Source organism: Nocardia sp. CA-136227, from assembly GCF_050955695.1.
Taxonomy (GTDB): Bacteria; Actinomycetota; Actinomycetes; order Mycobacteriales; family Mycobacteriaceae; genus Nocardia.
Genome location: NZ_CP192081.1, coordinates 5,281,645 through 5,307,786 on the forward strand (window position 1 = coordinate 5,281,645; position 26,142 = coordinate 5,307,786).

22 protein-coding genes are annotated in these 26,142 nt (G+C 71.0%); 7 read left to right on the forward strand and 15 right to left on the reverse strand.

Annotated elements, in window-relative coordinates; all coding sequences use genetic code 11:
* Nucleotides 1–137 precede the first annotated feature (137 nt).
* From ACQP06_RS24465 to ACQP06_RS24525, 13 genes are all read right to left on the reverse strand, one after another.
* On the reverse strand, nucleotides 138–1,010 hold the full coding sequence (locus ACQP06_RS24465; protein WP_433666796.1) for a cell division protein FtsQ/DivIB: 873 nt from the start codon (nucleotides 1,008–1,010) through the stop codon (nucleotides 138–140).
* Between the two features lie 6 nt (nucleotides 1,011–1,016).
* Nucleotides 1,017–2,462: a UDP-N-acetylmuramate--L-alanine ligase gene (gene murC / locus ACQP06_RS24470; RefSeq protein WP_433673422.1), complete on the reverse strand. Its 1,446-nt coding sequence runs from the start codon at nucleotides 2,460–2,462 to the stop codon at nucleotides 1,017–1,019.
* A gap of 77 nt (nucleotides 2,463–2,539) precedes the next feature.
* Entirely contained in the window at nucleotides 2,540–4,063 is a 1,524-nt protein-coding gene (ftsW, locus tag ACQP06_RS24475) for a putative lipid II flippase FtsW (protein WP_433666797.1), read from the reverse strand.
* A complete protein-coding gene (murD, locus tag ACQP06_RS24480) occupies nucleotides 4,060–5,502 on the reverse strand; it encodes a UDP-N-acetylmuramoyl-L-alanine--D-glutamate ligase (protein ID WP_379106660.1) in 1,443 nt (480 codons plus the stop codon). Before murD ends, ftsW begins: the two co-directional genes overlap by 4 nt.
* Before the next feature lie 49 nt (nucleotides 5,503–5,551).
* Nucleotides 5,552–6,628, reverse strand: a complete 1,077-nt coding sequence (gene mraY, locus ACQP06_RS24485; RefSeq protein ID WP_213560470.1) for a phospho-N-acetylmuramoyl-pentapeptide-transferase — start codon at nucleotides 6,626–6,628, stop codon at nucleotides 5,552–5,554.
* Complete coding sequence (locus ACQP06_RS24490) at nucleotides 6,625–8,109, reverse strand: UDP-N-acetylmuramoyl-tripeptide--D-alanyl-D-alanine ligase (protein ID WP_433666798.1); 1,485 nt, start codon at nucleotides 8,107–8,109, stop codon at nucleotides 6,625–6,627. The genes mraY and ACQP06_RS24490 overlap by 4 nt, the downstream gene beginning before the upstream one ends.
* Nucleotides 8,106–9,791, reverse strand: a complete 1,686-nt coding sequence (locus ACQP06_RS24495; protein WP_433666799.1) for a UDP-N-acetylmuramoyl-L-alanyl-D-glutamate--2,6-diaminopimelate ligase — start codon at nucleotides 9,789–9,791, stop codon at nucleotides 8,106–8,108. The genes ACQP06_RS24490 and ACQP06_RS24495 overlap by 4 nt, the downstream gene beginning before the upstream one ends.
* Nucleotides 9,792–9,931: 140 nt before the next feature.
* A complete protein-coding gene (locus ACQP06_RS24500; RefSeq protein ID WP_433666800.1) occupies nucleotides 9,932–11,887 on the reverse strand; it encodes a peptidoglycan D,D-transpeptidase FtsI family protein in 1,956 nt (651 codons plus the stop codon).
* A 46-nt stretch (nucleotides 11,888–11,933) separates the two neighbouring features.
* Nucleotides 11,934–12,623: a hypothetical protein gene (locus ACQP06_RS24505; protein WP_433666801.1), complete on the reverse strand. Its 690-nt coding sequence runs from the start codon at nucleotides 12,621–12,623 to the stop codon at nucleotides 11,934–11,936.
* 181 nt (nucleotides 12,624–12,804) lie between these two features.
* Nucleotides 12,805–13,779, reverse strand: a complete 975-nt coding sequence (gene rsmH, locus ACQP06_RS24510) for a 16S rRNA (cytosine(1402)-N(4))-methyltransferase RsmH (RefSeq protein ID WP_433666802.1) — start codon at nucleotides 13,777–13,779, stop codon at nucleotides 12,805–12,807.
* A 201-nt stretch (nucleotides 13,780–13,980) separates the two neighbouring features.
* Nucleotides 13,981–14,412 carry a division/cell wall cluster transcriptional repressor MraZ gene (mraZ, locus tag ACQP06_RS24515; RefSeq protein WP_213560465.1) on the reverse strand — a complete coding sequence of 144 codons (432 nt, stop codon included), beginning with the start codon at nucleotides 14,410–14,412 and terminating at the stop codon, nucleotides 13,981–13,983.
* A gap of 461 nt (nucleotides 14,413–14,873) precedes the next feature.
* Nucleotides 14,874–15,299: a DUF3040 domain-containing protein gene (locus tag ACQP06_RS24520; RefSeq protein WP_357286701.1), complete on the reverse strand. Its 426-nt coding sequence runs from the start codon at nucleotides 15,297–15,299 to the stop codon at nucleotides 14,874–14,876.
* A 125-nt stretch (nucleotides 15,300–15,424) separates the two neighbouring features.
* Nucleotides 15,425–15,865, reverse strand: coding sequence for an SAV_6107 family HEPN domain-containing protein (locus tag ACQP06_RS24525; RefSeq protein ID WP_379106485.1), 441 nt, complete (start codon nucleotides 15,863–15,865; stop codon nucleotides 15,425–15,427).
* A 208-nt stretch (nucleotides 15,866–16,073) separates the two neighbouring features.
* Between ACQP06_RS24525 and ACQP06_RS24530 the strand changes: the two genes are divergently transcribed.
* From ACQP06_RS24530 to ACQP06_RS24550, 5 genes are all read left to right on the forward strand, one after another.
* The gene (locus ACQP06_RS24530) at nucleotides 16,074–16,685 is read left to right on the forward strand and encodes a GNAT family N-acetyltransferase (RefSeq protein WP_357286695.1); all 612 of its coding nucleotides are present in this window, start codon (nucleotides 16,074–16,076) and stop codon (nucleotides 16,683–16,685) included.
* Complete coding sequence (locus ACQP06_RS24535; RefSeq protein ID WP_433666803.1) at nucleotides 16,682–18,298, forward strand: phytoene desaturase family protein; 1,617 nt, start codon at nucleotides 16,682–16,684, stop codon at nucleotides 18,296–18,298. Before ACQP06_RS24530 ends, ACQP06_RS24535 begins: the two co-directional genes overlap by 4 nt.
* A gap of 98 nt (nucleotides 18,299–18,396) precedes the next feature.
* Entirely contained in the window at nucleotides 18,397–19,176 is a 780-nt protein-coding gene (locus tag ACQP06_RS24540; protein ID WP_433666804.1) for a carotenoid biosynthesis protein, read from the forward strand.
* A gap of 21 nt (nucleotides 19,177–19,197) precedes the next feature.
* On the forward strand, nucleotides 19,198–19,947 hold the full coding sequence (locus ACQP06_RS24545; RefSeq protein WP_433666805.1) for an LppM family (lipo)protein: 750 nt from the start codon (nucleotides 19,198–19,200) through the stop codon (nucleotides 19,945–19,947).
* 10 nt (nucleotides 19,948–19,957) lie between these two features.
* Nucleotides 19,958–21,100: a glycosyltransferase gene (locus ACQP06_RS24550; RefSeq protein ID WP_433666806.1), complete on the forward strand. Its 1,143-nt coding sequence runs from the start codon at nucleotides 19,958–19,960 to the stop codon at nucleotides 21,098–21,100.
* A gap of 7 nt (nucleotides 21,101–21,107) precedes the next feature.
* Here ACQP06_RS24550 and ACQP06_RS24555 read toward each other — a convergent pair whose 3' ends face one another.
* A complete protein-coding gene (locus tag ACQP06_RS24555) occupies nucleotides 21,108–21,959 on the reverse strand; it encodes a hypothetical protein (RefSeq protein ID WP_433666807.1) in 852 nt (283 codons plus the stop codon).
* A gap of 113 nt (nucleotides 21,960–22,072) precedes the next feature.
* Nucleotides 22,073–23,071 (reverse strand): methylenetetrahydrofolate reductase, encoded by a 999-nt coding sequence (locus tag ACQP06_RS24560; protein WP_379280355.1) that lies wholly within the window; start codon nucleotides 23,069–23,071, stop codon nucleotides 22,073–22,075.
* A 259-nt stretch (nucleotides 23,072–23,330) separates the two neighbouring features.
* On the opposite strand from ACQP06_RS24560, the gene ACQP06_RS24565 reads away from it, so the two are divergent.
* Nucleotides 23,331–24,440 carry a polyprenyl synthetase family protein gene (locus ACQP06_RS24565; protein WP_433673423.1) on the forward strand — a complete coding sequence of 370 codons (1,110 nt, stop codon included), beginning with the start codon at nucleotides 23,331–23,333 and terminating at the stop codon, nucleotides 24,438–24,440.
* Between the two features lie 40 nt (nucleotides 24,441–24,480).
* On the forward strand, nucleotides 24,481–26,094 hold the full coding sequence (gene crtI, locus ACQP06_RS24570; RefSeq protein ID WP_433666808.1) for a phytoene desaturase family protein: 1,614 nt from the start codon (nucleotides 24,481–24,483) through the stop codon (nucleotides 26,092–26,094).
* The last annotated feature ends 48 nt before the right edge of the window (nucleotides 26,095–26,142 follow it).

Sequence of the window (26,142 nt, forward strand, 5' to 3'; positions counted from 1 at the left end):
TCAGAATCTTGTGTGATTCGCCTCGTCCGACCCACCCGAGCATCGTATCGTGGACGGTTGCCCTTCGGTCCTGGATCGGAACCGACGGTGCCCTTCCGGCAAACCACCGAAAATTTCGGCGGCCCAATGGGTATCGCTCACTTTACCGTGACCAGATTCGGACTCGAAACATCGAATACCTTGCCCGGCTGGGAAAGCAGGGGGCCGACCACCGCGGCCTTGCGCGAGGAATCCACGGTTCCGCCCCACAGCACCGTGCGACCGTCACGCAACTCCAGGGCAATGTCCGAAACCGAGCGGGCCACAACCGCTCCCACGCCGACCTGATCGCGCAGCGGAATCGGAATGGCGGCCATCACCGCCACCGCCGCCTTGGTCACCGGGTCCGTTCCGCCCGGATGCTCGGTCACGAGTTTGGGCACCCCGAGGCCCGGCGGCTCGATGGCGAATTCCACGCTGTCGCAATCGAGCAGATGGGCGCCGTCGGGACTGTCGAAATACAGCACCGGGGTTCGCTCGGTGACCGTCACCCGCACCGTGGACGGGAACACCCGCTGCACCCGCACCGAGCGGACCTTCGGCAACCGGGAGACCTGTTCGGCCAGGGCGTCGGTGTCCAGCCGCAGGATGGACAGGCCGTCGGGCACCTGCAGGGCTTGCCGCACCTGCTCTTCCGGCACCGCGGCCAGTCCGTCGACCTCGACCGTGCGCACCGACAGCATGGGAGTGAACCAGGCGACCAGTCCGAGCGCGATCAGGGCCACCACACCCGCGAGCACCCCGATCCGCACCCCGCGCGACCGCCAGGCGATCGCGATCCGCGACTCCCGCGGCTCCCGGCCACGTCTGAGCCGGGCCCGGCGGGCCGCCGCCCGTTCGCCGGCCCCGGTGTCCTCGGTGGCCGGCTCGGCGGAATCGGTACCGCGCGTGCCGCTATCGGCAGCGGCCGTGTCGTAGGCGTCGTCCGCGGCCGGAACCGACCGCTCCAGCTCTCCCCCACCCGAGCCCATCGGCGCTCACCGCCCGTGCGAGGGTCGTGCGCGCAGCCCGTCCAGAATCTGGCTGCCCAGCATGGTCACATCGCCCGCGCCCATGGTGATCACCACGTCGCCGGGCCGCGCCAGCGCGCCCACCTGCTTGCCGACCCGCGACATATCCGGCTGGTAGTGCACGGGTTTGGTGACCGCGCTCGCGACCATCGCTCCGTTCACGCCCGGCAGCGGCTCCTCCCGCGCGCCGTAGACGTCGAGCACCACGACCTCGTCGGCCAGCGACAGCGCCGTCCCGAACTCGGTCGCGAAAGTGGCGGTGCGGCTGTACAAGTGGGGCTGGAACACCACGATCACCCTCCCCGGCCGCGACCGGGCGCCGTCGCGCGCCTCCTGCGCGACCAGTTCGGCGGCCGCGGAGAGCACCGCGCGCACCTCGGTCGGGTGGTGGGCGTAGTCGTCGAAGACGCGCACGCCGTTCTCGCGCCCGGTGAGCTGGAAGCGGCGGTGCACACCGCCGAAACCCTCCAGGCCCTGGATGATTTCGCCCAGATCGGCCCCGGTGGCGCGGGCGGCCAGCAGCGCGCCGAGCGCGTTGAGCGCCATGTGCCGGCCCGGCACCGACAGCCGCAGGGTGCGCGGCGCGGACTCGTCGGAGAGCTGGAACACCGCGACACCGCCGACATCGCGCGGCTCCCACGACAGCAGTCGCGCGCCGACCGTCAGACCGGACTCCGCGAAATCGCCGGAGCCGTAACCGATCACCTGGATCCCGCGCGAATCCTCGGCCAGCCGGGCCGCCGAACGCTGCGCCAGACCCAGCGAGCCCGGGTCGTCCAGGCACACCACCAGGCGGCCGCCCTGTTCCAGCCGGTCCACGAAGTCGTCGAAGACCTGCACGTAGGCCTCGTCGGTGCCGAAGTAGTCCAGGTGGTCGGATTCGATATTGGTGACCACCGCGACGTCGGGCGCGTACTGCAGCAGCGAGCCGTCGCTCTCGTCGGCCTCGGCCACGAAGATGCCGCCGGTGCCGTGGTGAGCGTTGGTGCCCGCCTCGTTGAGCTCGCCGCCGACCGCGAAGGACGGGTCGAGTCCGCAGTGCTGCAGGGCCACCACCAGCATGGAGGTGGTGGAGGTCTTGCCGTGGGTGCCCGACACCAGCAGCGTCTTGTGCCCCTGCATGAGCGAGGCCAGCACCGCCGGGCGCAGCAGCACCGGCACCCCGCGCCGATGGGCTTCCACCAGTTCGGGATTGGTCTTGGGGATGGCGGCGTAGGTGGTCACCACCGCGGTGGGTCCGCCGGGCAGCAGGTCCAGCGCCGAGGCGTCGTGGCCGATGCGCACCTGCGCGCCGCGCGCCCGCAGAGCCAGCACGCCGCGGCTCTCCTTGGCGTCGGAACCGGACACCATGCCGCCGCGCGACAGGAGAATTCGGGCGATACCGGACATACCGGCACCGCCGATGCCGATCATGTGCACGCGCCGCAGATGCTCGGGTAGATCGGTGTGAGCTTCCGCGGTACCCACATCACTGTCCGGCCGCTCCACTGTCACCTCGAATTACCCCGTTCCCTGGCGTGTTTCATCGGATAGTTGGGCTCCCAGGCCCGGGTGCTGCGCCACGATTCCGTGGAGCGGCTGGTGCGCCGGGCCGAATCCGAATCTACCGACCGCCGCGAGGATGTTTCCGCCGAGCCGCCCCGGCCCCGCCCCGAGGGTAGCGCGCGCTTCTGCGGCGCGGACTTCACCTTCGCGTTCGCCTTGGGCTTGGGCTTGGGCTTGCCGGTCGCCTTGGACTTGGCGCGGGCGCGCGCGGCCCGGGCGGGCGAGTAGATGTCGGGTGTGGGCAGCCGCAGCAGACGGCTGAAGCGGCCGTCCTGTCCGGCGTGCAGGGCCGCCACCGCCTCCGGCTCGTGCCGGGCGGCATTGGCGATGATGCCGAACATGAACAGGGTGATGGCCAGCGAGGAGCCGCCCGCGGAGACCAGCGGCAGCTGCAGACCGGTCACCGGCAGCAAACCCACCACGTAGCCGACATTGATCAGCGCCTGCCCGGTGATCCAGGTGGTGGCCGAGGCGGTCAGCAGCCGGATGAACGGATCCACCGACCGCGAGGCGATCCGCAGGCCGGTGTACACGAACAGCGCGAACAGCCCGAGCACCAGCGCGCAGCCGAGGAAGCCGAGCTCCTCGCCGATGATGGCGAAGATGAAGTCGTTGTGCGCGTTGGGCAGATAGCTCCACTTGGCGCGCGACTGGCCCAGGCCGCGACCCCAGATACCGCCGTCGGCAAGGGAATACATGGCCTGGCGGGCCTGGTAGCCGATGCCCTGCGGGTCGTCGCCCGGATTGAAGAAGGCGCGCATGCGGTCCGAGCGATACCCGGCCGAGAGCGCGAGGATGGAGGCCGCCACCGCACCCGACACCGCGATGGTGACGAACATGCGCAGCGGCAGCCCGCCGAACCACAGCAGCGAGGTCAGCACGATGCCGAGCGCGATGGTGGTCGACAGGTTGGGTTCGAGCACGACCAGCAGGCAGACCAGCAGTCCGGCCGGCACCAGCGGCATGAGAATGTCCTTGTACCCGGCCTTCTCGGACTGCCGCGACGCCAGCAGGTGCGAACCCCACACCACCAGCGTCACTTTCGCGATCTCCGAGGGCTGCACCGACACCACGCCGAGGTCGAACCAGCGCTGCGAGCCCTGCACCTTGGTGCCGACGCCGGGGATCAGCACCAGCACCAGCATCACCACCGACAGCGCGAACACCGGGAACGACAGCTGCCGCATCACCCGCATGGGAATGCGCAGCGCGATGTAGAACAGCACCGCGCCGACGGCGGCCAGCACCGCCTGGGTGAAGAACAGCGAATAGGCCGAGCCGCCACCGGCGTAGGACTCCACGCTGGAGGCCGAGAGCACCATGACCAGGCCGAGCACGGTGAGCAGTACCGCGATCGCCACCACCAGGTGGAACGACGCCAGCGGGCGGGCCAGCCACGCAACGAACCATCCGGTTCGCAGACGCTGTGGACCCTTGTTCCCGGCCCGCCGCGGCGTCGCCGTCGTCATTCGGTTCTCCCGATGTCCTTCTCGTCCAGGGCCTGCACGGCGGCCGCGAAACTGCGACCGCGGTGCGTGTAGTCGGCGAACATGTCCAGGGATGCCGCGGCCGGAGCCAGCAGCACGGTATCGCCGCGATGGGCGAAACCGGCCGCCACGCGGACCGCGCGCGCCATCACCGCTTCGGGCTCGATCTCGGTGAAGGGGTCACCCATTCGAGCATCGTCCCCCGAATTCAGCTCCACCACCGGCACATCGGGGGCGTGTCGCGCGAGTGCGGCCGCGATCACGGCCGCGTCCTGCCCGAACAGCACGGCCGCGACCAGGTGTTCGCGGCACTCCTCGATGAGGTCCTCCACGCCCGCACCCTTGAGCTGACCGCCGGCCACCCAGATCACGTTGGGGTGGGCCAGGATCGACGAACGCGCGGCGTGCGGGTTGGTGGCCTTGGAGTCGTCGACGAACTCCACGCCCGACAACTCGCGCACGAAGGCCGCCCGGTGCGGGCCGACCCGATGCTCCTGCAGTCCCTCCTTGACGAACTGCGGGGCCACGTCGATGGATCGGGTGAGCGCGGCCGCGGCCAGCGCGTCGGCCACGCCCGCCGGACCCTGCGGGCTGATGTCGCCGGTCTCGGCCAGGATGGCGGCCTTGGTGAAGGCGCGGTCGAGCAGCTTGCCGTCCACCACGCCCAGCTCGCCGTCGGCGGGCACGCCGATGCGGAAGCCGACCGTCCGACGCGCCTTGGACTTCCGGGCCAGCGCCGCGGCCACCTGGTCGTCGAGGCCGACCACGCCGACCCGGCCGGTCAGCGCGCGCGCCTTGGCGGCGGCGTAGGCGTCCAGGCCGCCGTGCCAATCCAGGTGATCCTCGGCCACATTCAGCACCACCCCGGCCTCGGGGCGGACCGACGGAGCCCAGTGCAGCTGGAACGAGGACAGTTCCACGGCCAGGATCTGCGGGCCGGGATTGCGGCGCAGCGCGTCCAGGATGGGCAGCCCGATATTGCCGCAGGCCACCGACGGGATGCCGGCGGCGCGCAGGATCGAGTGCGTCATCTGGGTGGTGGTGGTCTTGCCGTTGGTGCCGGTGATCACCAGCCACTTGCGGACCGGACCGTAGATGCGGGCCTGATCGACCCACCACGCGAACTCGACGTCACCCCACACCGGGATGCCCTCGGTCACCGCGGACGCCAGCACCGGCGAATCCGGCCGCCAGCCCGGGCTGGTGATGACCAGCGCGAAGCGCCGCAGCGCATCCGGTTCCAGCAGGTCCGCACTGGTGGCGGTGCCCAGACCCAGTTCGGCGGCCTCGGCCAGTGCCTTGGCGCCGCTGTCGGTGACCACCGGCCGCGCACCGATATCGCGCAGCGGTTCGATCAGCGAACGCCCGGAGACACCCCACCCGGCGACCAGCACATCACGGCCACGCAGGAATTCGAGCATGGGCCCCGGCGACCGCAGGACCCTCGGAGAATGTTCGGCCATTGCTGTCTCACCCTGCCGCAGAGAGGTATTCGCTGTAGAACAGGCCCAGTCCGATCGCCGACGCCATACCGGCCAGCAACCAGAACCGGATGATCACCGAGGTCTCGGCCCACCCGCTCAGCTCGAAGTGATGATGGAACGGTGCCATCTTGAACAGACGATTGCGGGTCGCGCGGAACACCGCCACCTGCAGCACCACCGAGGTGGTCTCGGCCACGAACAGCGCGCCGATGACGACCATCAGCAGCTCGGTGCGGGTGGTGATGGACAGGCCCGCGAGCAGACCGCCCAGCATCAGCGAACCGGTGTCGCCCATGAAGATCTTGGCGGGCGCGGCATTCCACCACAGGAAGCCGATACAGGCCGCACCGCCCGCCGCGCACACCAGCGCCAGGTCGAGCGGATCACGCACCTGGTAGCAGCCCGCCACCGCGTGCGCGGAGCAGGAGTTACGCCACTGCCAGAAGGTGATGATCATGTACGCGCCCAGCACCAGGCTCATCGAGCCCGCGGCCAGACCGTCCAGGCCGTCGGTCAGGTTCACCGCGTTGGACCAGGCCACCACGATGAGGCAGACGAACGCCAGGAAGACGATCACGCTCATCGACAAGGTATTGATGTCGCGGGTGTAGGACAGTCGCTTGTCGCCCGGCGTCAGGCCGTGAATGTTCTTGAACTGCAAAGCCAGGACGCCGAACACGATCGCCGAGGTGAGCTGGCCGATGTACTTCCCGGCCGCGGTCAGACCCAGGTTGCGCTGCTTGCGCAGCTTGATCAGGTCGTCGGTGAAGCCGACGAAACCCAGCGCGGTGGCCAGGCCCATGACCAGCAGGCCCGAGGCCGAGGGGCCCGGCTCGCCGTAGGTCATGGAGATCAGGTGCGAGCCCAGGTAACCGGCCCACATGCCGATGATGATGGCGACGCCACCCATGGTCGGGGTGCCGCGCTTGGCCTTGTGGCTCTCCGGGCCGTCGACCCGGATCTCCTGGCCGAAGCCCTGCTTGGCGAAGTAGCGGATCACCACGGGGGTGAGCAGAATCGAAACGGTCAGCGCGATCGCGGCCGACAAGAGAATCTGGGTCATCGAGCGGCCTCCTGGTCCGCACCGATCAGGTGTTCGGCGACGGTCCACAGACCGACGGACTTGGATGCCTTCACCAGCACCACCGCGCCCGGCTCGAGTTCTTCGTCGAGCAGCGCGATGGCCGAGTCGATATCGGGCACGTGGATGGCTTCCTCACCCCACGAGCCCTCCTGCACGGCGCCCTGGAACATGGCGCGCACCGGACGACCCTGACCGACGACGATCAGCCGGTCCACGTCCAGCCGCACCACCAGGCGGCCGATCTTGTCGTGTTCGAGAACGGATTCCTCGCCCAGTTCGCCCATTTCGCCGAGCACCGCCCAGCTGGGCCGCGGCTCGGCCCCGGCGCGGGACATGGTGACCAGCGCCTTGAGCGCGGCACGGACCGAATCCGGGTTGGCGTTGTAGGAGTCGTTGACGACGGTGACGCCGTCGGCACGGGTGCGCACGTCCATGCGGCGGGCCGAGGCAGCGGTCGCGCCGGCCAGCGCCGCCGCGACGGTCGCGAGATCCGCGCCCTGGTCGAGGGCGACGGCGGCGGCGGACAGGGCGTTGCCGACCTGGTGCTCACCGGACACGGCCAGCTGGACGTCGACCGATTCGCCGTTGGCGTGCAGCGTGAATCGGGCGCGCGCCTGCTCGTCGAGCACGACGTCGGCGGCGCGCACATCGGCCGAGGACGCCAGGCCCACGGTCACCACCCGGGCGGCGGTGCGCCCGGCCATCCGCGCGACCAGGTGGTCGTCGGCGTTCAGCACCGCCAGCCCGGAGGCCGGAAGCGCCTCGACCAGTTCACCCTTGGTCTGCGCGATCACCTCTCGGCTGCCGAACTCGCCCAGGTGCGCGGTGCCGACGTTCAGCACGACGCCGACGCTGGGCGGAGCGATCTCGGTGAGCGCCTTGATGTGTCCCGGGCCGCGAGCCGACAGCTCCAGCACCAGGAACCGGGTCTGCGCGTCGGCGCGCAGGGCCGTCCACGGGTGGCCGAGCTCGTTGTTGAACGAACCGGGCGGGGCCACAACGGATCCCAGCGGCGCGAGCACGGCCGCGATCAGGTCCTTGGTCGAGGTCTTGCCGGACGAGCCGGTCACCCCCACCACGGTCAGGCTCCCGGCCTGCACGAGCCGGTCCACGCTGGCGCGGGCCAGTGCGGCCAGCGCGTCCAGCACCGCCGCGCCGGAGCCGTCGGTGTCGTGGGCCAGTGCGATGGCGCGGGTGTTCCCGGGGTGGGGCTCCACCACGATGGCGGGCACCCCGACCGGCCGCGCGGCGAGCACCGCGACCGCGCCCTGCGCGACGGCCCGCGCCGCGAAGTCGTGGCCGTCGGCGCGCTCACCCGGCAGCGCCAGGAACAGGTCACCGGAACCGATTCGGCGCGAGTCGAATTCGGCCGAGCCGGTGACCTTCGCCTCGGGATCGGCGACGTCGTGCAGCGTGCCGCCCACGACCTCCGCGATCTCCCGCAAAGTCATCTCGATCATGAATGCGTCAGGTCCCTCGTCTTTTCCGACAGGGCGGCCGCGAGTACCTCGCGGTCGTCGAACGGCTGCTTCACGCCTGCAATCTCCTGCCCTGTCTCATGTCCCTTGCCCGCGACCAGCACCGCGTCCCCGGGCCGCGCCCAGTTCACGGCGGCGTGGATCGCGGCCGCCCGGTCCCCGACCTCCCGGACCTCACCGCGTTCCGCGTCCGGCACCTGTTCGGCCCCGGCGAGCACCGCGGCGCGGATGGCGGCCGGGTCCTCGCTGCGCGGATTGTCGTCGGTAATGATGGCCAGGTCGCTGCCGCGCGCCGCCGCCGCACCCATGAGGGGCCGCTTGCCGGCATCGCGATCACCGCCCGCGCCCACCACGACCGCCAGACGTCCCGTCCCAGCCCCGGGGAGGCGGGGGCGGTCGGCCAACCACGTGCGCAAGGTGGCCACGACCGATTCGATCGCGGCGGGCTTGTGCGCGTAGTCCACCACGGCCAGAAACTCCTGACCCCTATCCACCCGCTGCATGCGGCCCGGCACGTCCACCTCGCCGAGCGCCGCCGCGGAAGTCTCGATATCGGCGCCCGCCGCCGCGCAGACCGCGACCGCCAGGAGCCCGTTGGCGATGTTGTACGCGCCCGGAAGCCGCAGCCGCACATCCACATTGACGCCCGGCCCCGCCGCGGTGAACTCCTGGGTGCCGCCGGTCCCGGCGGTCGCCGCGCCCGCGGTCCAGTCGGCGGGCGCGCCCGCGCGGGTGGCCACCGTGCGCAGGCGGCCGGTGGTATCACCGGATTCGGCTGCCAGGCAGTCGGATACGTCGCCGGCCAGGCGCTGTCCCCACTCGTCGTCCACGCAGATCACCGCGGTGCGCGCGGCCACCGAGGGGCGCGACGCGGCGGCGGTGTCCGGGCCGTCGGGAATGAACAGGCGGCGCTTGGCCGCGAAGTAGTCCTCGAAGTCGGCGTGGAAGTCGAGGTGGTCCTGGGACAGGTTGGTGAACGCGCCGACCGCGAAGCTCACCCCGTCCACCCGGCCCAGCGCCAGCGCGTGACTCGACACCTCCATCACCACGGCGTCCACGCCCTGCTCGACCATGACCGCGAACATGGCGTGCAGCTGCGGGGCCTCGGGGGTGGTGAGCGCCGAGGGCACCCGGACCCCGCCGATGCGGGTCTCGATGGTGCCGATCAGCGCGGTGCGCAGCCCGGACGCGGCGAGCCCGGCCTCCACCAGATACGAGGTGGTGGTCTTGCCGGAGGTGCCGGTGATACCGATGATGCGCAGTTTGCGAGACGGATCACCGTAAAGGGCCGAGGACAACTCGCCGAGAATCGTGCGCGGCGCGTCGTGCACCAGCACGGGGACGGCGATCTCGCCGATCAGCTCCGCGCCCGCCGGATCGGTGAGGACCGCGACCGCGCCGCGCGCCACCGCGTCCGCGGCGTAGCGCGCGCCGTGCGAATGCCCACCGGCCAGACCGGCGAACAGATCTCCCGGCAGCACCGCGTTCGACCGCTGCTCGATACCCGTGACCTGGATGTCCTGCAAACCTGCCGCGGGCCCGGCGGGCGTCGCGCCCGTCAGCTCCGAGACCGTGCGCAAGCTGGTCGCCGCCGGTGCGGCGGGCCGGAACACCTGCGGGCTGGACTGCGCGGGCACGAAGCTCCTCTCACGGGTGGGTTTCATATGTAGAAAAGATCCGGACGACCGGATCGACGTGTCAGGTTACCTGTGTTCGATTGCCGTGCGATCGGCACGGCGCAGTTCGGTCACCCGCCGGTAGTGGTATCGGCGGCGGCGTGCGTCACGACCATCCGTTCCCTGCGCTAACTCGCCTGCAGAATCAGCTGTTTGGCGGGCGGTGACGGCGGGATCCGGTCCCGCTGCAGCAGCCACGACGCGATGCTGTGGAACAGGGGTGCGGCCGACCCGCCACCGCTGCCGTCCGAGCTGCGCACGGGCCCGTCGAGCATCATGCCGATCACGTAGCGCGGATTGTCGGCGGGTGCCATGCCCGCGAAGGTGATCCAGTAGCGATCGCTGGAGTAGCAGCGGCACTTGGGATCGATCTGCTGGGCGGTGCCGGTCTTGCCGGCGATCTGATAGCCCTCGATCGAGGCCGGGCTGCCGGTGCCGGACTGGATGCCGCGCGGATCCTTCTGCACCACGGCCTGGAACATCTGCTGCAGGGTCTTGGCGGTCTGCGGGCTCACCACCTTCACCCCCTCCGGCGGCTCCTCCTCGGTGCGCGCGCCGTCCGGGGCGATCTTGGCCTTCACGATGCGCGGCGGAATCCGCACGCCATTGTTGGCGATGGCCTGGTACATCCCCGTCATCTGCAGGGTCGTCATCGAAAGACCCTGGCCGATGGGCAGGTTGGCGAAGGTGGACCCCGACCACTGGTCACGGGAGGGCACCACGCCGCTGCTCTCGCCCGGCAGGCCGACGCCGGTGCGCTGACCCAGGCCGAACTTCTTGAGCATGTCGAAGTAGCGGTCCTCACCGACCCGCTGCGCCAGCATCAGGGTGCCCACGTTCGAGGACTTCCCGAAGACGCCGGTGGTCGTATAGGGGGCGACGCCGTGGTCCCAGGCGTCGTGCACGGTGACCCCGCCCATGAAGATGCTGCCCGGAACCTGGAGCACCTCATCGGGGTTGGTGAGGCCGTACTCGATGGCCGAGGCCGCGGTGACGATCTTGTTCACCGAGCCGGGCTCGTACACCTCCTGCACCGACGGATTGCCCAGATCGGTGGTGGACCAGAAGCGCGGCCCCATCGCGGGATTGAAGGTGTTGTCATTGGCCATGGCCAGCACCTGGCCGGTGTGCACGTCCAGCACCACCGCCGAGGCCGCGCTCGCGCCCGACAGATCCTTGGCCTGCTGCACCTGCTGCTGCACGTAGTACTGCAGATCCGAGTCCAGGGTCAGCTCCACGCCGAACCCGTTCACCGCGGGCTGGCGGTCACGCCACGAACCCGGGATCACCGCGCCGTCCGAGCCGCGGTCGTAGGTCATCGAGCCGTCCGAACCGGCCAGCAGCGCGTCCATCGAGGACTCCAGGCCGATCTGCCCGTGCCCGTCCCAGCCGGTCGCGCCGATCACATTGGCGGCCAGCGCGCCACCCGGGTACTCGCGCATGTCCTGGCGTTCGAGCCCGACCTCCGGGAATTTCAGCGTGATGTCGGCGGCGACCCGCGGATCCACATTGCGCACCAGATAGACGAACGGCTCGTCACTCTTCAGCTTGGCCAGGATGTCCTTCTGGGGAGCGTCCTTACCCAGCTTCTCGTGTAGGTATTTGGCGATGGCGGCGAGCCGGTCGTCCGGATCCGGAGCGGTCTTCGGCTGCTTCTCGCGCTCGTCGGCCAGATCCTTGCGGACCCGCACCGGCTGGAAGGTCAACGCCTTGGCGGCGATGGTGAACGCCAGCGACTTCCCGTAGCGGTCGGTGATCGGCCCCCGGGTGGCGGGATCGGCCAGCTTCACGGTCCGCTGACTGGCCGCCTCCGAGGAGAGCTTCGGCGCGGAAATGCTCTGCACCCACAGCAATTGGATGGCGGCCACGACGATCGCCACCAGCATCACCAGCCGGCCCACCCCGAACCGGAACCGCGTACTCGAATCCAGTCCCGGAGCCGGCCGTGGTCTGAACTGCCGGCCCGGACCCGAACCCGCGCGCCCCGACCCGGACTTCGCCCGTGCGACGGCGGCGCGCCCCCGGCCGGAATCGGAACGGCCCCGGCCGGAATCACGCCCGCGCCCCGCGCGGGTAGGGCTCATCGACCAACCCCATTCGCCTGCGTCGTGGTCGTCGTCGAACGTTCGATCATCGCGGCACGCCGTTCGCCTGGACCGCCGGGTTCTGCGGCGTCGGAAGCGGGGACGCCGGAACGGGATTCGCGGCCGAGGTGGTCGGCGGTGCCGGGGCCGTCGTGGGCGGCCCCGCCGGGGTGGTGGTCACCGGAACGACGCGCTCACCCTGCGTCTGCGTCTGCGACTGCTTGGGCGGGGCCGCGGCCGGGGTGGTGTTCAGCGGGGGAGCCGGAGCGCCCTGCGCGGGCTGCGGATTACCGACCACGGTCACCTGACCGTCGGGGGCGATGATCAGGCGGGCCGGGTCCTTGGCCGGGATCATGCCGAGTTCGGCGGCGCGCTGGGCCAATTCGGGCGCCGAGTCGGCCGCGGCCACCTCGCGCTGCAGCGCGTCGCGCTCGTCGGACAGCTTCTGATTGGCGCGGCGCTGATCGCCGAGCTGGTAGCTGTCCTCGGTGGCGCGGGTGGTGAGCAGCAGAGTCAACGCCAGACCGCAGCCCAGCAGCGCGATGATGGTGGCCACGAAGGACATCCGGCCGCGCGGGATGGATTCACTGCGCCGGCCGCGGCGCATCCCGGGCAGCTCCACGCCGCCCTCGCGATTGCGGCGCCGGGCGTAGGCCCGTTGCGCCGCACCCGATTTGACCCGCTCGGCGGCCTGCGCCCGGCGGGCCCCCCGGCTCACCTGCGTCTTGATCGTCATAGCGCGGCTCCGATCTCTCGGGTCACGGCCCGGAACCGCCCGCCGCGCCGGCGCTGTCGCGCCCCGTCACGTCGTCTCTGGTTCATGCTGTGCCGTTCTGAGGCATGAGCGGAGCGCTCCATGGTTACGCTCCGCAAGCGCTGGATGATGGAGCGACGCCTCCGCGCCCGACCACTCATGCCTAATCCTCCCCTGCGATACGTTCCGCCGCCCGCATGCGCACCGGAGCGGCTCGCGGGTTCTCCTCGATCTCCTGCTCGGTCGCCTTCTCCGCACCGCGGGTCAGGATCTTGAATTCCGGTCCCATGCCGGGCAATTCGACCGGCAGATCCAAGGGGGTGCGCGAAGCCGACCGCTTGGCCAGCGCCACCTTCACCACCCGGTCCTCGAGGGACTGATAGCTCATCACCACGATGCGGCCGCCCGGGGCCAGCGCGTCCAGCGCGGCGGGCAGCGCCGCCTCGAGCGACTCCAGCTCACGGTTCACCTCCACCCGCAGGGCCTGGAAAGTGCGCTTGGCGGGATGCCCGCCGGTGCGCCGGGCGGCGGCCGGGATGGTGTCGTAGAGCAGCTCCACCAGCTGGGCGCTCGTGGTGAACGGGGTGCGCTGGCGGCGCCGCAGGATCTCCGAGGCGATCTTGCCCGCGAACCGTTCCTCGCCATAGGTTTTCAGCACCCGGGCCAGTTCGCCGTGACTGTAGGTATTGAGCACGTCGGCCGCGGTGGGACCGGTGCTGGAATCCATCCGCATGTCCAGCGGCGCGTCCACCGAGTAGGCGAACCCGCGATCGGCCTCGTCCAGCTGCATGGAGGACACGCCCAGATCCATGAGAATGGCGCTGACCGAACCCTTTTCGGGCAGACCGGCCTGTTCGAGCGCGGCGGGGATCCCGTCATATCTGGTGTGCACCAGGGTGATCCGGTCCCGGAACGGCGCCAGTCGCTCCCCCGCCAGCTTCAGCGCGGCGGTGTCGCGATCCAGGCCGACGAGTCTGATGTTGGGGTAGGTGCGCAGGAAGTGCTCGGCGTGACCGCCGAGACCGAGCGTGCAGTCCAGGTACACGGCGCCCTCGGAATGCAGTGCGGGACCGAGGATTTCGTCGGCGCGATGCAGGAGAACCGGAACATGGCGGGGGCCGTCATTGCTCTGGTTCACCTAGGACCTCCCGGAATTCACTGCCTCACGTTCATTCGCACGGCCACATCGGATAGCGCGCGACGGTGGCCTTTTTCACAAACGACCTTCGAATTAGGGCGAATGCCCCGTGGTCTCTGACCGAAGCACCGCACCTGGCGTTGGGGAAGTACGTCAGGGTCGGCGTCGGGCAGAGGCCGCAGGGCACTCGCCTCGCACGGGCTAGAAGATCTCGCCCAGCGACTCGTCTCTGGCCTGCGAGTAGTCCTCCTCGTGCTCGGCGAGGTAGGAATCCCACGCCGTCTTGTCCCATATCTCGAGGAAATCGACCGAGCCGATCACCACGCAATCCTTGGAGAGATTCGCGTAGCGGCGATGCTCTGCCGACAGCATGATCCGGCCCTGTGCATCCGGACGTTGCTCATCGCTGGAAGCCGCCAAGGCCCGGACGAATGCTCGGGCCTGCGGGTTCGATCGGGACGCGGCCGCGGCTCTCCGCGCGAGCGCGGTGAACTCGTCCTTGGGATAAACGGCAAGGCTGTGGTCCTGTCCCTTCGTGACCATCAACCCTCCCGCCAGCTCGTCCCGGAACTTCGCAGGCAACGTCAGTCGCCCTTTGTCGTCCAATCGAGGGGTATAGGTCCCGAGAAACACGTCTCGACACCTCCTGCCGGATCACCCTCTCGACTGTTCGGCCTCCTGTAGTGCGGGCTCCACATTACCCCACTTTCCCCCACTTTCAATCGAAAGCGCCGGTGATCTCGGTCCCCGCTTGGCGAACTTCGCAGGTCACACCAGCTATCACGATGGTGGGGAAGATTTCGCGCAGTTCCCCCGACACGCGCGACGCGCGCCGGCGGGTACCCGACAACCGCCAGCAAACCCGCAGATAGCGTGCATTTCCGGCACATGTGGGGCGCGGTGGGGCACCCCCGTGGGGAGGTGTGGGGGATCGTGGCCGACACTCGACACGCCGATCCCCGACCAACCAGAAACGCCGTGACGCCACACCTCAAATCGGTGTGGCGTCACGGCGTGTCGTGAAGATCTTCAGTTGGTCGATCGTGGTCCGCTACCGTGCCGGTCCGAAAGCCGTCGGCCGCACGGTAGCCCGGTCAACTGTCCTGTTCGAACCTCTTGCGGAACCGGTCCTCCATCCGCGCGGAGAACCCGCCCTGCTTGCGGGGCTTGCCGCGGCCGGCGCCGGGAGCGCCGCCCTGGCTGGGATGAGCGTCCGAGGCCCGACCGGCCGAACCGCCCATGCGGGGGCCACCGATCAGCAACAGCACACCCGCGCCGAACATGACGATGAAGCCGACGAGACTGATGATCGGGAAACCGCCGGGCTTGAATGGCGCGGCGATGCCGGCCACCAATAGAAACAGGCCGAGGACGAACAAGGCCGCCGCCTGGAGTCTGCGCCGACCGGTGGCAGAACGTAACCGTCCGCCCCGAACAGTCGAGGCGAACTTCGGATCCTCAGCATAGAGCGCGCTCTCGATCTGTTCGAGCATGCGCTGCTCGTGCTCGGAGAGTGGCACGGTACCTCCCCCGGCACTAGGTGGTGGCTGTCGCCTCCGGGTAGACGACGGGTAGCCGACCTTGGCGGCTATCTGCCACCAATAATACGAGTTCGATCAGAACCGGACCACCTACTCGCCGATACTCACGCCAGCATTCCGTTCACCCACCCTGAACTGGGCCGGAGCCGCGACGCGGCGGCCAGCAGATCGGCCACGTCGTGCAGGAATGCGCCTACCCGCGAAGCGAACTCGTCGGCGCGGTGGTCGTCGATGGGCCGGGACAGGCCCGCTTCGAGCGCCGCGCGGGTCTCGGACTGGCCGGTGAAATAGTCCGTCCACATGACGAATTCCGGTGCCGCGCGCTGCATCAGGACCCAGGCGTTGCGCGAGCGGGCCCGGGGCGCCCGGTCGGCCCCCGTCAGTGCCAGCACCGCGCCCGCCCCGCGTAGCGCGGCCAGGTAGGCGATGCGGAAACGCTCCGCCGGATCGCGTTCTCCCCGTGCCTCCGACAGCAGCCCGTCGGCCTTGCGCAGCAGGTCGCCGGCGCGGCCCGGGTGGCCCGGACGTTCAGTTTTCCCGGTCATTTCGCGTACCTCCCCACTCGCACACCCGAATCACATCTATAAGGACAACGCGTCCCGATCAGGCATTTCACCCGAGTCGATGATCGAACAGGCATTCGAAGGTTTCTGTTGGGTTTGAATATAGAGAGACCCACCGACAAGTTGAGGCGCCCACCGTGGCGCTACTGTCGACCCATCCGTCCGCGCCAACGAGAGTTGCGTCCAGCCGATGACCGCAGTCACCCCCAAACCGACGCCGGCACCCGTCGTGGTCGATCTGTCGGCCGCGACCCTGCGGCACCGGCTGCACGACGCCCTGGCGGTCTACGTCGCGGCCATGGACTACCCGCGCGGCACCGAACATCAGCGCGCGCCCATGTGGACCGAGCACACCACCCGCCCCGGCTGGCAGGCCGTGGCCGCGGTGCTGCCCGACGACGACGGACGACTGGACCTGCGCACCGCGCCCATCGTGGCCATCGCGTACGGCTATCACGGCGCGCCGCACCAGTGGTGGCATCAGCAGGTGTACAGCGGTATGCGGCGTACCGGCTGGCCCGAATCCGGCGCGCGGGAACTGCTTTCGGACTACTTCGAGCTCACCGAACTGCACGTGCACCCCGCCGCGCAGGGCCGCGGGCTCGGCGAGATCCTGCTCACCCGGCTGCTGCAGAACCGGCCCGAGCGCACCGTGCTGCTGTCCACCCCCGAGGTGGACCGCGAGTCCAACCGGGCCTGGCGGCTCTACCGGCGCCAGGGGTTCGGGGATGTGGTGCGGCACTTCATCTTCTCCGGCGACACCCGGCGGTTCGCGGTGCTCGGGCGGCGGCTGCCCCTGTGAGTAGGCGCGACAATGGTTCCCGCACAGTCGTAGTCGTCGGATCGGGGCACAACGCGCTGGTCGCGGCCTGCTACCTGGCCAAGGCCGGGCATCGGGTCGAGGTGCTCGAACGTGACACCGTGCTCGGCGGGGCCGTCTCCACCGTCGAACGGTTCCCCGGCCATCTGGTCGACCGGGGGTCCTCGGCGCACATCATGATCCGGCACACCGGGATCATCGAGGAGCTGGAGCTGGCCCGGTTCGGGCTGCGCTACATCGACTGCGACCCCTGGGCTTTCGCGCCCGCGCCCGCCGGGAGCGGGCTGGCGCCCATCGTGTTCCACCGGGATCTGGACCGGACCTGCGCGTCCATCGCCGCCGCCTGCGGGCAGCGTGACGCCGACGCGTACCGGCGGTTCGCGACCGTGTGGGGTCCGCGCAGCGCGCGGGTGATGCGGGCGTTCTCGGGCACCCCGACCGGCGGGCATCTGCTGAAGTCGTTCTGGGGCATGGATCCCCGCGAGGCGGCCGGGGCCACCGGGCGCGCCAGCGGCGGGGCCTTGTCCCGGGAGATGATGCAGACCGGAGACGCGCTGCTGGACAGCCTGTTCGACAGCGAACGGCTGAAGGCGGCGCTGGCCTGGTTCGGCGCGCAGTCCGGGCCGCCCATGTCCGAACCCGGGTCCGCGCCCATGGTGGGGTTCGCGGCGCTCATGCACACCTTGCCGCCCGGGCGCGCGGTCGGCGGCAGCGGCGCGCTGAGCGCGGCACTGGTGGCGCGGCTGGAGTCCGACGGCGGCGTCGTCTCCCCCGGCGACGCGGTGACCGCCCTGACCCGCCGCGGCGACCGGTGGGAGGTGCGCACCGCGAGCGGGCGAAACCTGGCCGCGGACACCGTGATCGCGGGCAGCCACATCCTCACCACCCTGAACCTGCTGGAGCAGGGCGGATTCGACACCGCGACGATCGCCGACTGGCGACGCCGCATCCGGGTGGGACCCGGCATCGGCATGGTGGTGCGCGCCGCGATCAGCGAACTCCCCCACTATCCCGGGGCCGAGACCGCCGAATCAGCGCACGGGCTGCAACTCCTCGTCACCGACCGCCGCGAGCTGCGGCGCGCTCACGGCGCGGCCCTGGCGGGCGACCTGCCGCCGCGCCCGGTCGTGCTGGCCATGACGTTCAGCGCCCTGGACCCGACCATCGCCCCCGCGGGCGAACATCAGGTCACCCTGTGGTCGCAGTGGCATCCCTACGACCTCGCCGACGGCAGCGACTGGTCCGCGCACGCCGAGACCGAGGCCGACCGCATCATCGCCGAAGTCGACGCCCTCGCACCGGGATTCGCCGCCTCGATCACCCAGCGTCACATCCAGACCCCCGCCGACCTGGAACGCGAGATGGGCCTGCTCGGCGGCAATGTCATGCACGTCGAGATGTCCATCGACCAGATGTTCATGTGGCGCCCCCTGCCCGAGCTCGCCAACCAGCGCGTCCCCGGCGCCCCCGGCCTCTACCTCACCGGCGCCTCGACCCACCCGGGCGGCGGCGTCTCCGGCGCCAGCGGCCGCAGCGCCGCCCGCCTCGTGGAGCGAGACCTGCGCCCCCGCCGCCTCTTCCCGCCCCGCCGATGACCGACCCCGCCCTATCGGGCCCCCGCCACGAAACCCATCGCCGGCCTGCCACGACTGCCTCGCCGGAACGGACCACCCTCTCGACCGAGCGACGGGCGGTGACGATCTCGGCGGTGCCCGCGGTGTTGTTGGTGCTGGTGCAGATCGCGTATCCGCTGGCGCACGGGGTCGGGCGGGATCGGGTGACGGTGGCGGTCGTATTGCTCTCGGCCGGTGCGGCTTTGACGCACGCGGCGGTGACGCGCGGGGTGCGGTGGGCGGCCGGGGTGCTGGTGATCGTGTCCGGGGTGGGGTTGGTGGCCGAGGTGGTGGGGACGGCTACCGGGATTCCGTTCGGCGGTTACGACTACGCGAGCGGGCGGTTGGGGCCCGAGGTGCTGGGGGTGCCGGTGGTGGTGCCGCTGGCGTGGACGGGCGGGTTGTACCCGGTGTGGGTGGTGGCCGGGCTGCTGGCGAAGGGGGCGGCCGGGCGGGTTTCGCTGACCGCGGCGGGGGCGGTCGGGTGGGATCTGTTCCTGGATCCGCAGATGGTGGCCGATGGGCAGTGGACGTGGCGGTCGCCGATTCCCGGGCTGCCGGGGCTGGGTGAGATTCCGGTCAGCAACTATGTCGGCTGGTTCGCGGTGGCGACGGTGATGGCGGGATTGCTGGAGTGGTGGGATCGGACGGCCGCGGGTTCGGGTGCGGCGCGGGCGGTTCCGGTGGCGGTGTTCGGGTGGACGTGGCTGGGGTCGACGCTGGCGCACGCGGTGTTCCTGGGGCTGCCGGTATCGGCGGTGTACGGGTTCTGCGGGCTCGGGGTGCTGGGGATTCCGCTGGTTCGGGGGCTGAAGGCCCGTCGAATCACGCTGTGGCCCGGGACGCATGGCACGATGTGAGCCGTGCAGCCGAGTCCGAACATGTCGACAGCAGAGGGAACACTCGAATCCGCCCCACCCCGGCGACGATCGCGGCGATGGGTGCGGACCGTGGCCGTGGTCCTGTTCGCGGGGCTGGCGGTCCTGTTGACCGGATGCCTGCGGGTGCAGGTGTCGATGGGCGTGTCCTCCAACGACCGGGTGTCCGGGCGCATCGTCGCCGCGGCCGTGCCGCAGCACGAGAAGGACAAGGGCCCGCAGCTCAAGGCCCCCGACGGCCTGTCCGGCAAGGTGCGGGTGGACTCCTACGCGCAGGACGGCTACGTCGGCAGCCAGGTGTACTTCGACGATCTCACCTTCGGTGAGGTGCAGCAGCTCGGCGGCCTCTCCGACCAGACCTCCGGCATGTTCAACCTGCTCTTCGCCCGCACCGGCGACCTGGTCACCCTGACCGGCCGGGTGGACCTGAAGTCGCTGCCGCCGCAGGGCTCCGACGTGCAGCTGACCGTCGCCTTCCCGGCGCGCGTCGCCACCACCAACGGCACCCGCGAGGGCGACTCGGTGGTCACCTGGAAGCTGCCGCCCGGCGATGTCAGCACGCTGCGCGCCGAAGTCGGCTACGCGGACCCGAACACGCGGTCCTTCGCCGGATGGGCGGGCATCGTCGGCGGCATCACCCTCGCGGTGGCCGCGGTGGTCGCGGTGCTGGCGTACATGACCCGCAACCCCGATCCGCCGGCCTACGTGCGCGCCGCGCGCTGGCTGCGCCCCGATCGCACCAACACGCGTTAGCACCCACCCCATGACTCTTGCCCCGAAGGCGGTGACGGCCGCGAGCGCCGTCGCCGCCTTCGGCGCATCGGTCGCCCTCGCCAATCGCCTCACCGTCCCCCGGCTGCGGCGCGGCGGGCCCACCGTCATCGAACCGGTCACCGTCTGCATCCCGGCCCGCGACGAGGCCGACCGGCTGCCCGAGCTCATCGCGGATCTGCGCGCCCAGCCCGATCTGCCGCGCCTGCGGGTCCTCGTCCTCGACGACGGCTCCACCGACGACACCTTCGAGGCGGCGCGCGCGGCCATCCGCGGCGACCACCGATTCCTGCTTTCCCGCAGCGACACCGATCCGGCGCCCGGCTGGACCGGCAAGACCGCGGCCTGCGCCCGGCTGGCCGAACTCGCCGACACCGCCGACGGCGTGCTGGTCTTCCTCGACGCCGACGTGCGGCTCGCGCCCGGCGCGCTGTCGGCCGCGGTCCGTGAACTGCGGTCGGCCCGAACCGATCTGCTCTGCCCGTGGCCCCGCCAGCTCGCGGTCTCCCCCGCCGAACGCCTCGTCCAGCCGCTGCTGTGCTGGTCCTGGGCCTCGACTCTGCCGGTCGCGCTGGCGAATCGGACCCGGCGGCCGTCGATGGCCGTGGCGTGCGGGCAGTTCCTGGTCTTCGACGCCGCCGCCTACCAGGCCGTCGGCGGGCACGCCGCGGTCGCGGACAGCGTCACCGAGGATCTGGCCATCGCCCGCGAGCTGCGGCGCGCGGGGCGGCCCACCACGCTGGTCGCGGCCGGACCGCTGGCCGAGACCCGGATGTACCGGGACGCGGCCGAGGTGAGCGAGGGCTACACCCGCTGGCTGTGGTCGGCCTACGGCGGGCCCGCGGGCAGTCTCGCGATCGGTTCGATTGCGGCGCTGGCCTTCTGGGTTCCGCCCATCGCGGCGGTGTGCGGGCGCGGACGGATCCGCCGGACGGGGCTGCTCGGCTGTACCGCCGCCGTCACGGCCCGCCTGCTGGCCCGCTCCACCGAGAACGGCGGGCCGGTCGACGCCACGGATGCCGTTGCGGCGCTGGCACACCCGTTCTCGGTGGCCGCCTACCTGGCCCTGTCGGCCCGGTCCCACCGCGCGCACCGCACCCGCGCGCTGCGCTGGAAGGGCCGGACCGTCGCCTGAGTCCCGATCAGGGAACCGGCGTCATCCCGATGGTCGGCAGGAAGAAGCAGGTGGCGTCGCCATTGCGGACCGTGCCGAACATGGCCGCCAGCACCGTGCCCGATCCCGTGTTCACCGGCACCGCGCGGACGCCGCCGGCCGGCAGGGCCGCGGTGAAGTAGTCGTGCACGGCCTGTTCGACCATGGGCCGCAACTCGTTCGGGACCTGCTGCGGGATCATCGCATTGAGCACCTGGTTCAGCGGGCCCATCGGCACCAGGCCGCCGCGGCCGGTGGTGGTGTTGAACCAGGCGACCTGCATGCCGGAGGTGTCCGCGCCGTCGGGGGCGATGCCGTAGGGCACGAAGGCGAACATGGCCTGGCCCGCCTTGACGGCCGAAAGATCCAGGCCGGGAATGGAGATCGCGTAGTGCGGCCACGGGCCCGGGATGCTGCCCGCCATGGCGGGGGACAGGCCCAAGGTGGTGCCGCCGAGACAGAACGGCGCGGCGGTCGGGTACAGGAAGGGCTTGATGCCCAAGGTCTGGAGTCCTTCGACGGCCTGACCGTAGGCCGACAGCCAGTCCGTCGGAGCGGCCGCCGGCCCGGCGGCATCGGACCGGCCGGTGGTGTCGGGGCGAGCCGCGGCGTCGGGACGGGCGGTGGCATCGGCGCGGCCTGTGGTCTGGTTCACCGCGGTGATGGCGGCAAGTGCGGCGGCGGCCTCGGGGCTCACCGCGGCGACCGCTGCGGCGCCGGTATCGGCCGGCGCCGGGGCCGCGGCGGCGGGTCCCGCCAGGGTTGCCGGTCCGGCGGCGGCGAGCACGGCGCAGGCGCTGACAGCGCCGGCCACCCGGGCGAAGTGGTGGAACACGGACATGAAGGGCTCCCCTCGAGGTCACGAGTCGTGAGGGGAAGGTACTCCGCTGACCAGTGCATTCCGGTGATTTGCTCCGGCATGCCGGAGCCGATTCACGGTGCGAACCGGTCCGTTCAGGCGTTCGCCGGAGCGGCCGAGACCGAATAGCCCAGATTCGCCAGCACTTCGCTGGTGGCCTTGGCGAAATTCAGGGTGATGAAATGCAGGCAGGGCGCGCCCTCGGAGATCAGGCGCTGCGCCATCTCCGTGGCGATCTGGATGCCCTCGGCCCGGACCGCCGCGCGATCCTCCTCCGGCCCGGTGCCCGCGGCCTTGCGCAGCCGCTCGATCACCTTCGCCGGGAGCGGACGGCCCGACAGCTCCTCCGCGCGCTCGACCGTGCGCAGCGAGGTGACCGGCATGAGCTCGGGAATGATCGGCTTCGCGCCCTCGATCGGATCGGCCGCGATGGCCCGATCCCGCAGGCGCAGATAGTGATCCACGTCGAAGAACATCTGGGTGATCGAATACTCCGCGCCCGCGCGCAGTTTCGACACCAGGAAGCGGGTGTCGTCGTCGAGGTCGGTGGAGCGCGGGTGGCCCTGAGGGAACGAGGCGACACCCACGTGGAAGTCGCCCAGGTCGCGGACGATGCGCACCAGTTCCTCGGCGTACTCGACGCCCTCGGGGTGCTTGAGCCACTCGCCCAGCACGTCGCCCGGCGGATCGCCGCGCAGCACCAGCAGATTGCGGATGCCCGAGTCGGCGTACGCGCCGACGATGGAGCGCAGTTCGGCGACCGAGTGGTCCACCGCGGTCAGGTGGGCGACGGTCAGCAGCGTGGTCTCGCGCGCCAGCTCGCCGGTGACCCGGATGGTGCGGTCGCGGGTGGAGCCGCCCGCGCCGTAGGTCATGGACACGAACGCCGGATGCAGCCGCTCGAACTCGCGGGCGGCCCGCCACAGGCGCGCCTCGCCGGCCGCGTCACGCGGCGGATTGAACTCGACCGAGAAGGGAATCGACCCGTCCGGACGGGGGCCCAGCTGCTGCACCACGGAGCGAGTTCCGGACACATGGGGTGTGCGGGAAACTCGGCCAGGGGTCGAATATCCCCGTACATTGTCGAAACTCACGCCAGTATTTTACGGGCCCGCACCCGGGCCCCGGACCCCGACCTGTGCCTATCCCAGCAGGTGGGACCGGACCGGGCCCGACCGATTCCCGGCCGCGACCCGGTGGTCGGTAGAGTCGGGGCGAACCCCGCGCGCGGACCTGACGCCCGCGCGATCGGGCCGGTCATCGGGGGCGTTCGCCATCGTCGCACGCGCACCGGGACCGATCACCGGGGGAATCGCGCTCGCGCCGCGCCGCGCACTCACCAAGGAGGCTCCCCTGTCCGCCGGACCCGGTACCCCGACCCGCCACCCGGTCGGCGCGGGATCACTCGTCGCCGCCGTGGAGGACCGTCTCACCGCCTTCTTCCGCACCCGCGAACCGATCGTCGAACCCCTCGGCCCGGTCTTCGTGGACGCGGCCGCGGCCCTGGAGGACTTCGTCATTCGCGGCGGCAAGCGCACCCGCCCCGCCTTCGCCTGGACCGGCTGGCTGGGCGCGGGCCGCAGCCCCGAGGACCCGGACGCCGACGCGGTGCTCACCGCCTGCTCGGCGCTGGAACTGGTGCAGGCGTGCGCGCTCATCCACGACGACATCATCGACTCCTCGCGCACCCGGCGCGGCTTCCCGACCGTGCACGTGGATTACGAACAGCGGCACCGGGATCAGCACTGGACCGGTGACGCCGACCACTACGGCGTCAGCGTCGCCGTCCTCATCGGCGACCTGGCCCTGGCCTGGGCGGACGACATGACCCGCGACGCCGGGCTGCCCGCCGACGCCGCCGCCCGCTTCGCCCCGGTCTGGGCGGCCATGCGCACCGAGGTGCTGGGCGGGCAGCTGCTCGACATCCACGGCGAGTCCGCGGGCGACGAGTCGGTGGAGGCCGCGCTGCGGATCAACCGGTTCAAGACCGCCGCCTACACCATCGAACGCCCGCTGCACATGGGCGCGGCGCTGGCCGGGGCCTCCCCCGACGTGATCGCCGCCTACCGCGAATTCGGCACCGACATCGGCATCGCCTTCCAGCTGCGCGACGACCTGCTCGGCGTGTTCGGTGACCCGGCGGTCACCGGCAAGCCGTCCGGCGACGACCTGCGTGAGGGCAAGCACACCGTGCTCATCGCCGAGGCCCTGCGGCGCGCCGACGCCACCGCGCCCGCCACCGCCGCGCTCATCCGCACCAGCCTCGGTACCGATCTCAGCGCCGAGCAGGTCGCCGAATTGCGCACGGCCCTCACCGACCTCGGTGCGGTCGACGCCGTCGAGCAACGCATCGCCTCGCTCACCGAGCAGGCCCTGACCGCGCTGGACGCCAGCACCGTGACACCGGACGCCGCCCGGCAGCTGCGCGGCATGGCGCTGTCGGCCACCGCGCGGCACTACTGACGCCGGATCCGACGGACAGCACGGGCCGCAGGAGGGTGGCATGAAAACGGTTGCGGGACCGACCGATCGGGTGGTCGTGGTCGGCGCGGGACTGTCCGGGCTCGCCGCGGCGCTGCACCTGCTGGCGGCCGGACGGCAGGTGACCGTGCTCGAACGCGACGACCGCCCCGGCGGGCGGGTCGGGTCCTACAGCGGACCGGACTACGAGATCGACTCCGGGGCAACGATTCTCACCCTGCCCGAACTCATCGACGAGGCGCTCGGCGTGGTCGGGCACACCCGGGAGTCGGTCGGCCTGACGATCCTCGACATGGCACCGGCCTACCGGGCGCGCTTCGCCGACGGCACCCAGATCGGCGTCTACTCCGACGAGGAGCGGATGGCCGACGAGGTCGCGCAGGTGCGCGGCCCCGCCACGGCCCGCCGCTACCGGCGGCTGCGCGGCTGGCTGAAAGGCGTGTACGAGGCCGAGTTCCGCCAGTTCATGGACACCAACTTCGAGTCACCCCTGGACATGGTGCGGATTCCGGAGAAGCGGACCGCACTGGCGCGGCTGGTACGGCTCGGCGCGTTCGGGCGGCTCGGTCCCAAGGTCGGTCGCGTGATCCGGGATCCGGACATCGCCCGGCTGTTCAGCTTCCAGGCGCTGTTCGCGGGCATGGCTCCGAACAAGGCGCTCGGCGTGTACGGCGCGATCCCGTACATGGACACCTGCCTGGGCGTCACCTACCCCGAGGGCGGCATGCGGGCCATCGCCGCGGCGCTGGGCCGAGCGTTCACCGCCGCCGGCGGGACCCTCGAACTGAACGCCGAGGTGATCGGCGTCGACTACACGGGCCGCCGCGCCACCGCCGTGCACACCGCCGACGGCCGTGTCTTCGACTGCGACGCCCTGGTGGTGACCGCCGACATCGGGTCGCTGACCCGGTTCGGGCTGCGGCATCGCCGCGGACTGCGGGCCTCCCCGTCCGCGGTGGTCGCGCACGGCACCATCCCCGCGGAGGTGGCGGCCGCCTGGCCGGTGCAGGCGCATCACACCATCGACTTCGGCGCGGAATGGGACCGGACCTTCGCCGAGATCGCGGCCCGGCGCGGCCGCGGCGCGCTGATGAGCGACCCGTCGCTGCTGCTCACCCGGCCCGCCCTCACCGATCCGACCCTCTACATCGACCGCCCCGAACAGCACATCGACGCCGCGGGACACCTGCGCGACACGGTCCGCTACGAACCGCTCTCGCTGCTCGCCCCCTGCCCGAATCTGGATGCAGCGCCGCTGGCCTGGGACGAACTCGGCCCGCACTACCTGCGCGAACTGCTCCAGGTGCTGGAAGCGCGCGGCTACCAAGGCATTTCGCGGCACTTCCGGGTCGACCACCTCGACACCCCGCGCACCTGGCGGGCCAAGGGCATGCTCGCGGGCACCCCGTTCTCGGCGGCACACCTGTTCCGGCAGACCGGTCCGTTCCGGACCCGGAACCTGGTGGCCGGGCGCGCGAATGTCGTTCTCGCAGGCTCGGGCACCGTGCCCGGCGTCGGCGTGCCGACCGTGCTGCTTTCGGGCAGACTGGCGGCGGCACGCATCACGGGTGACGTACGACATGCCGGTATCGGATCCGCCGACACCGGGGCGGTGGCGTCCGCGCACACGCACTAGACTGACCGCGTCCTGAACCAACGCGGCTGCCGCCGCTGACCTTTCCGG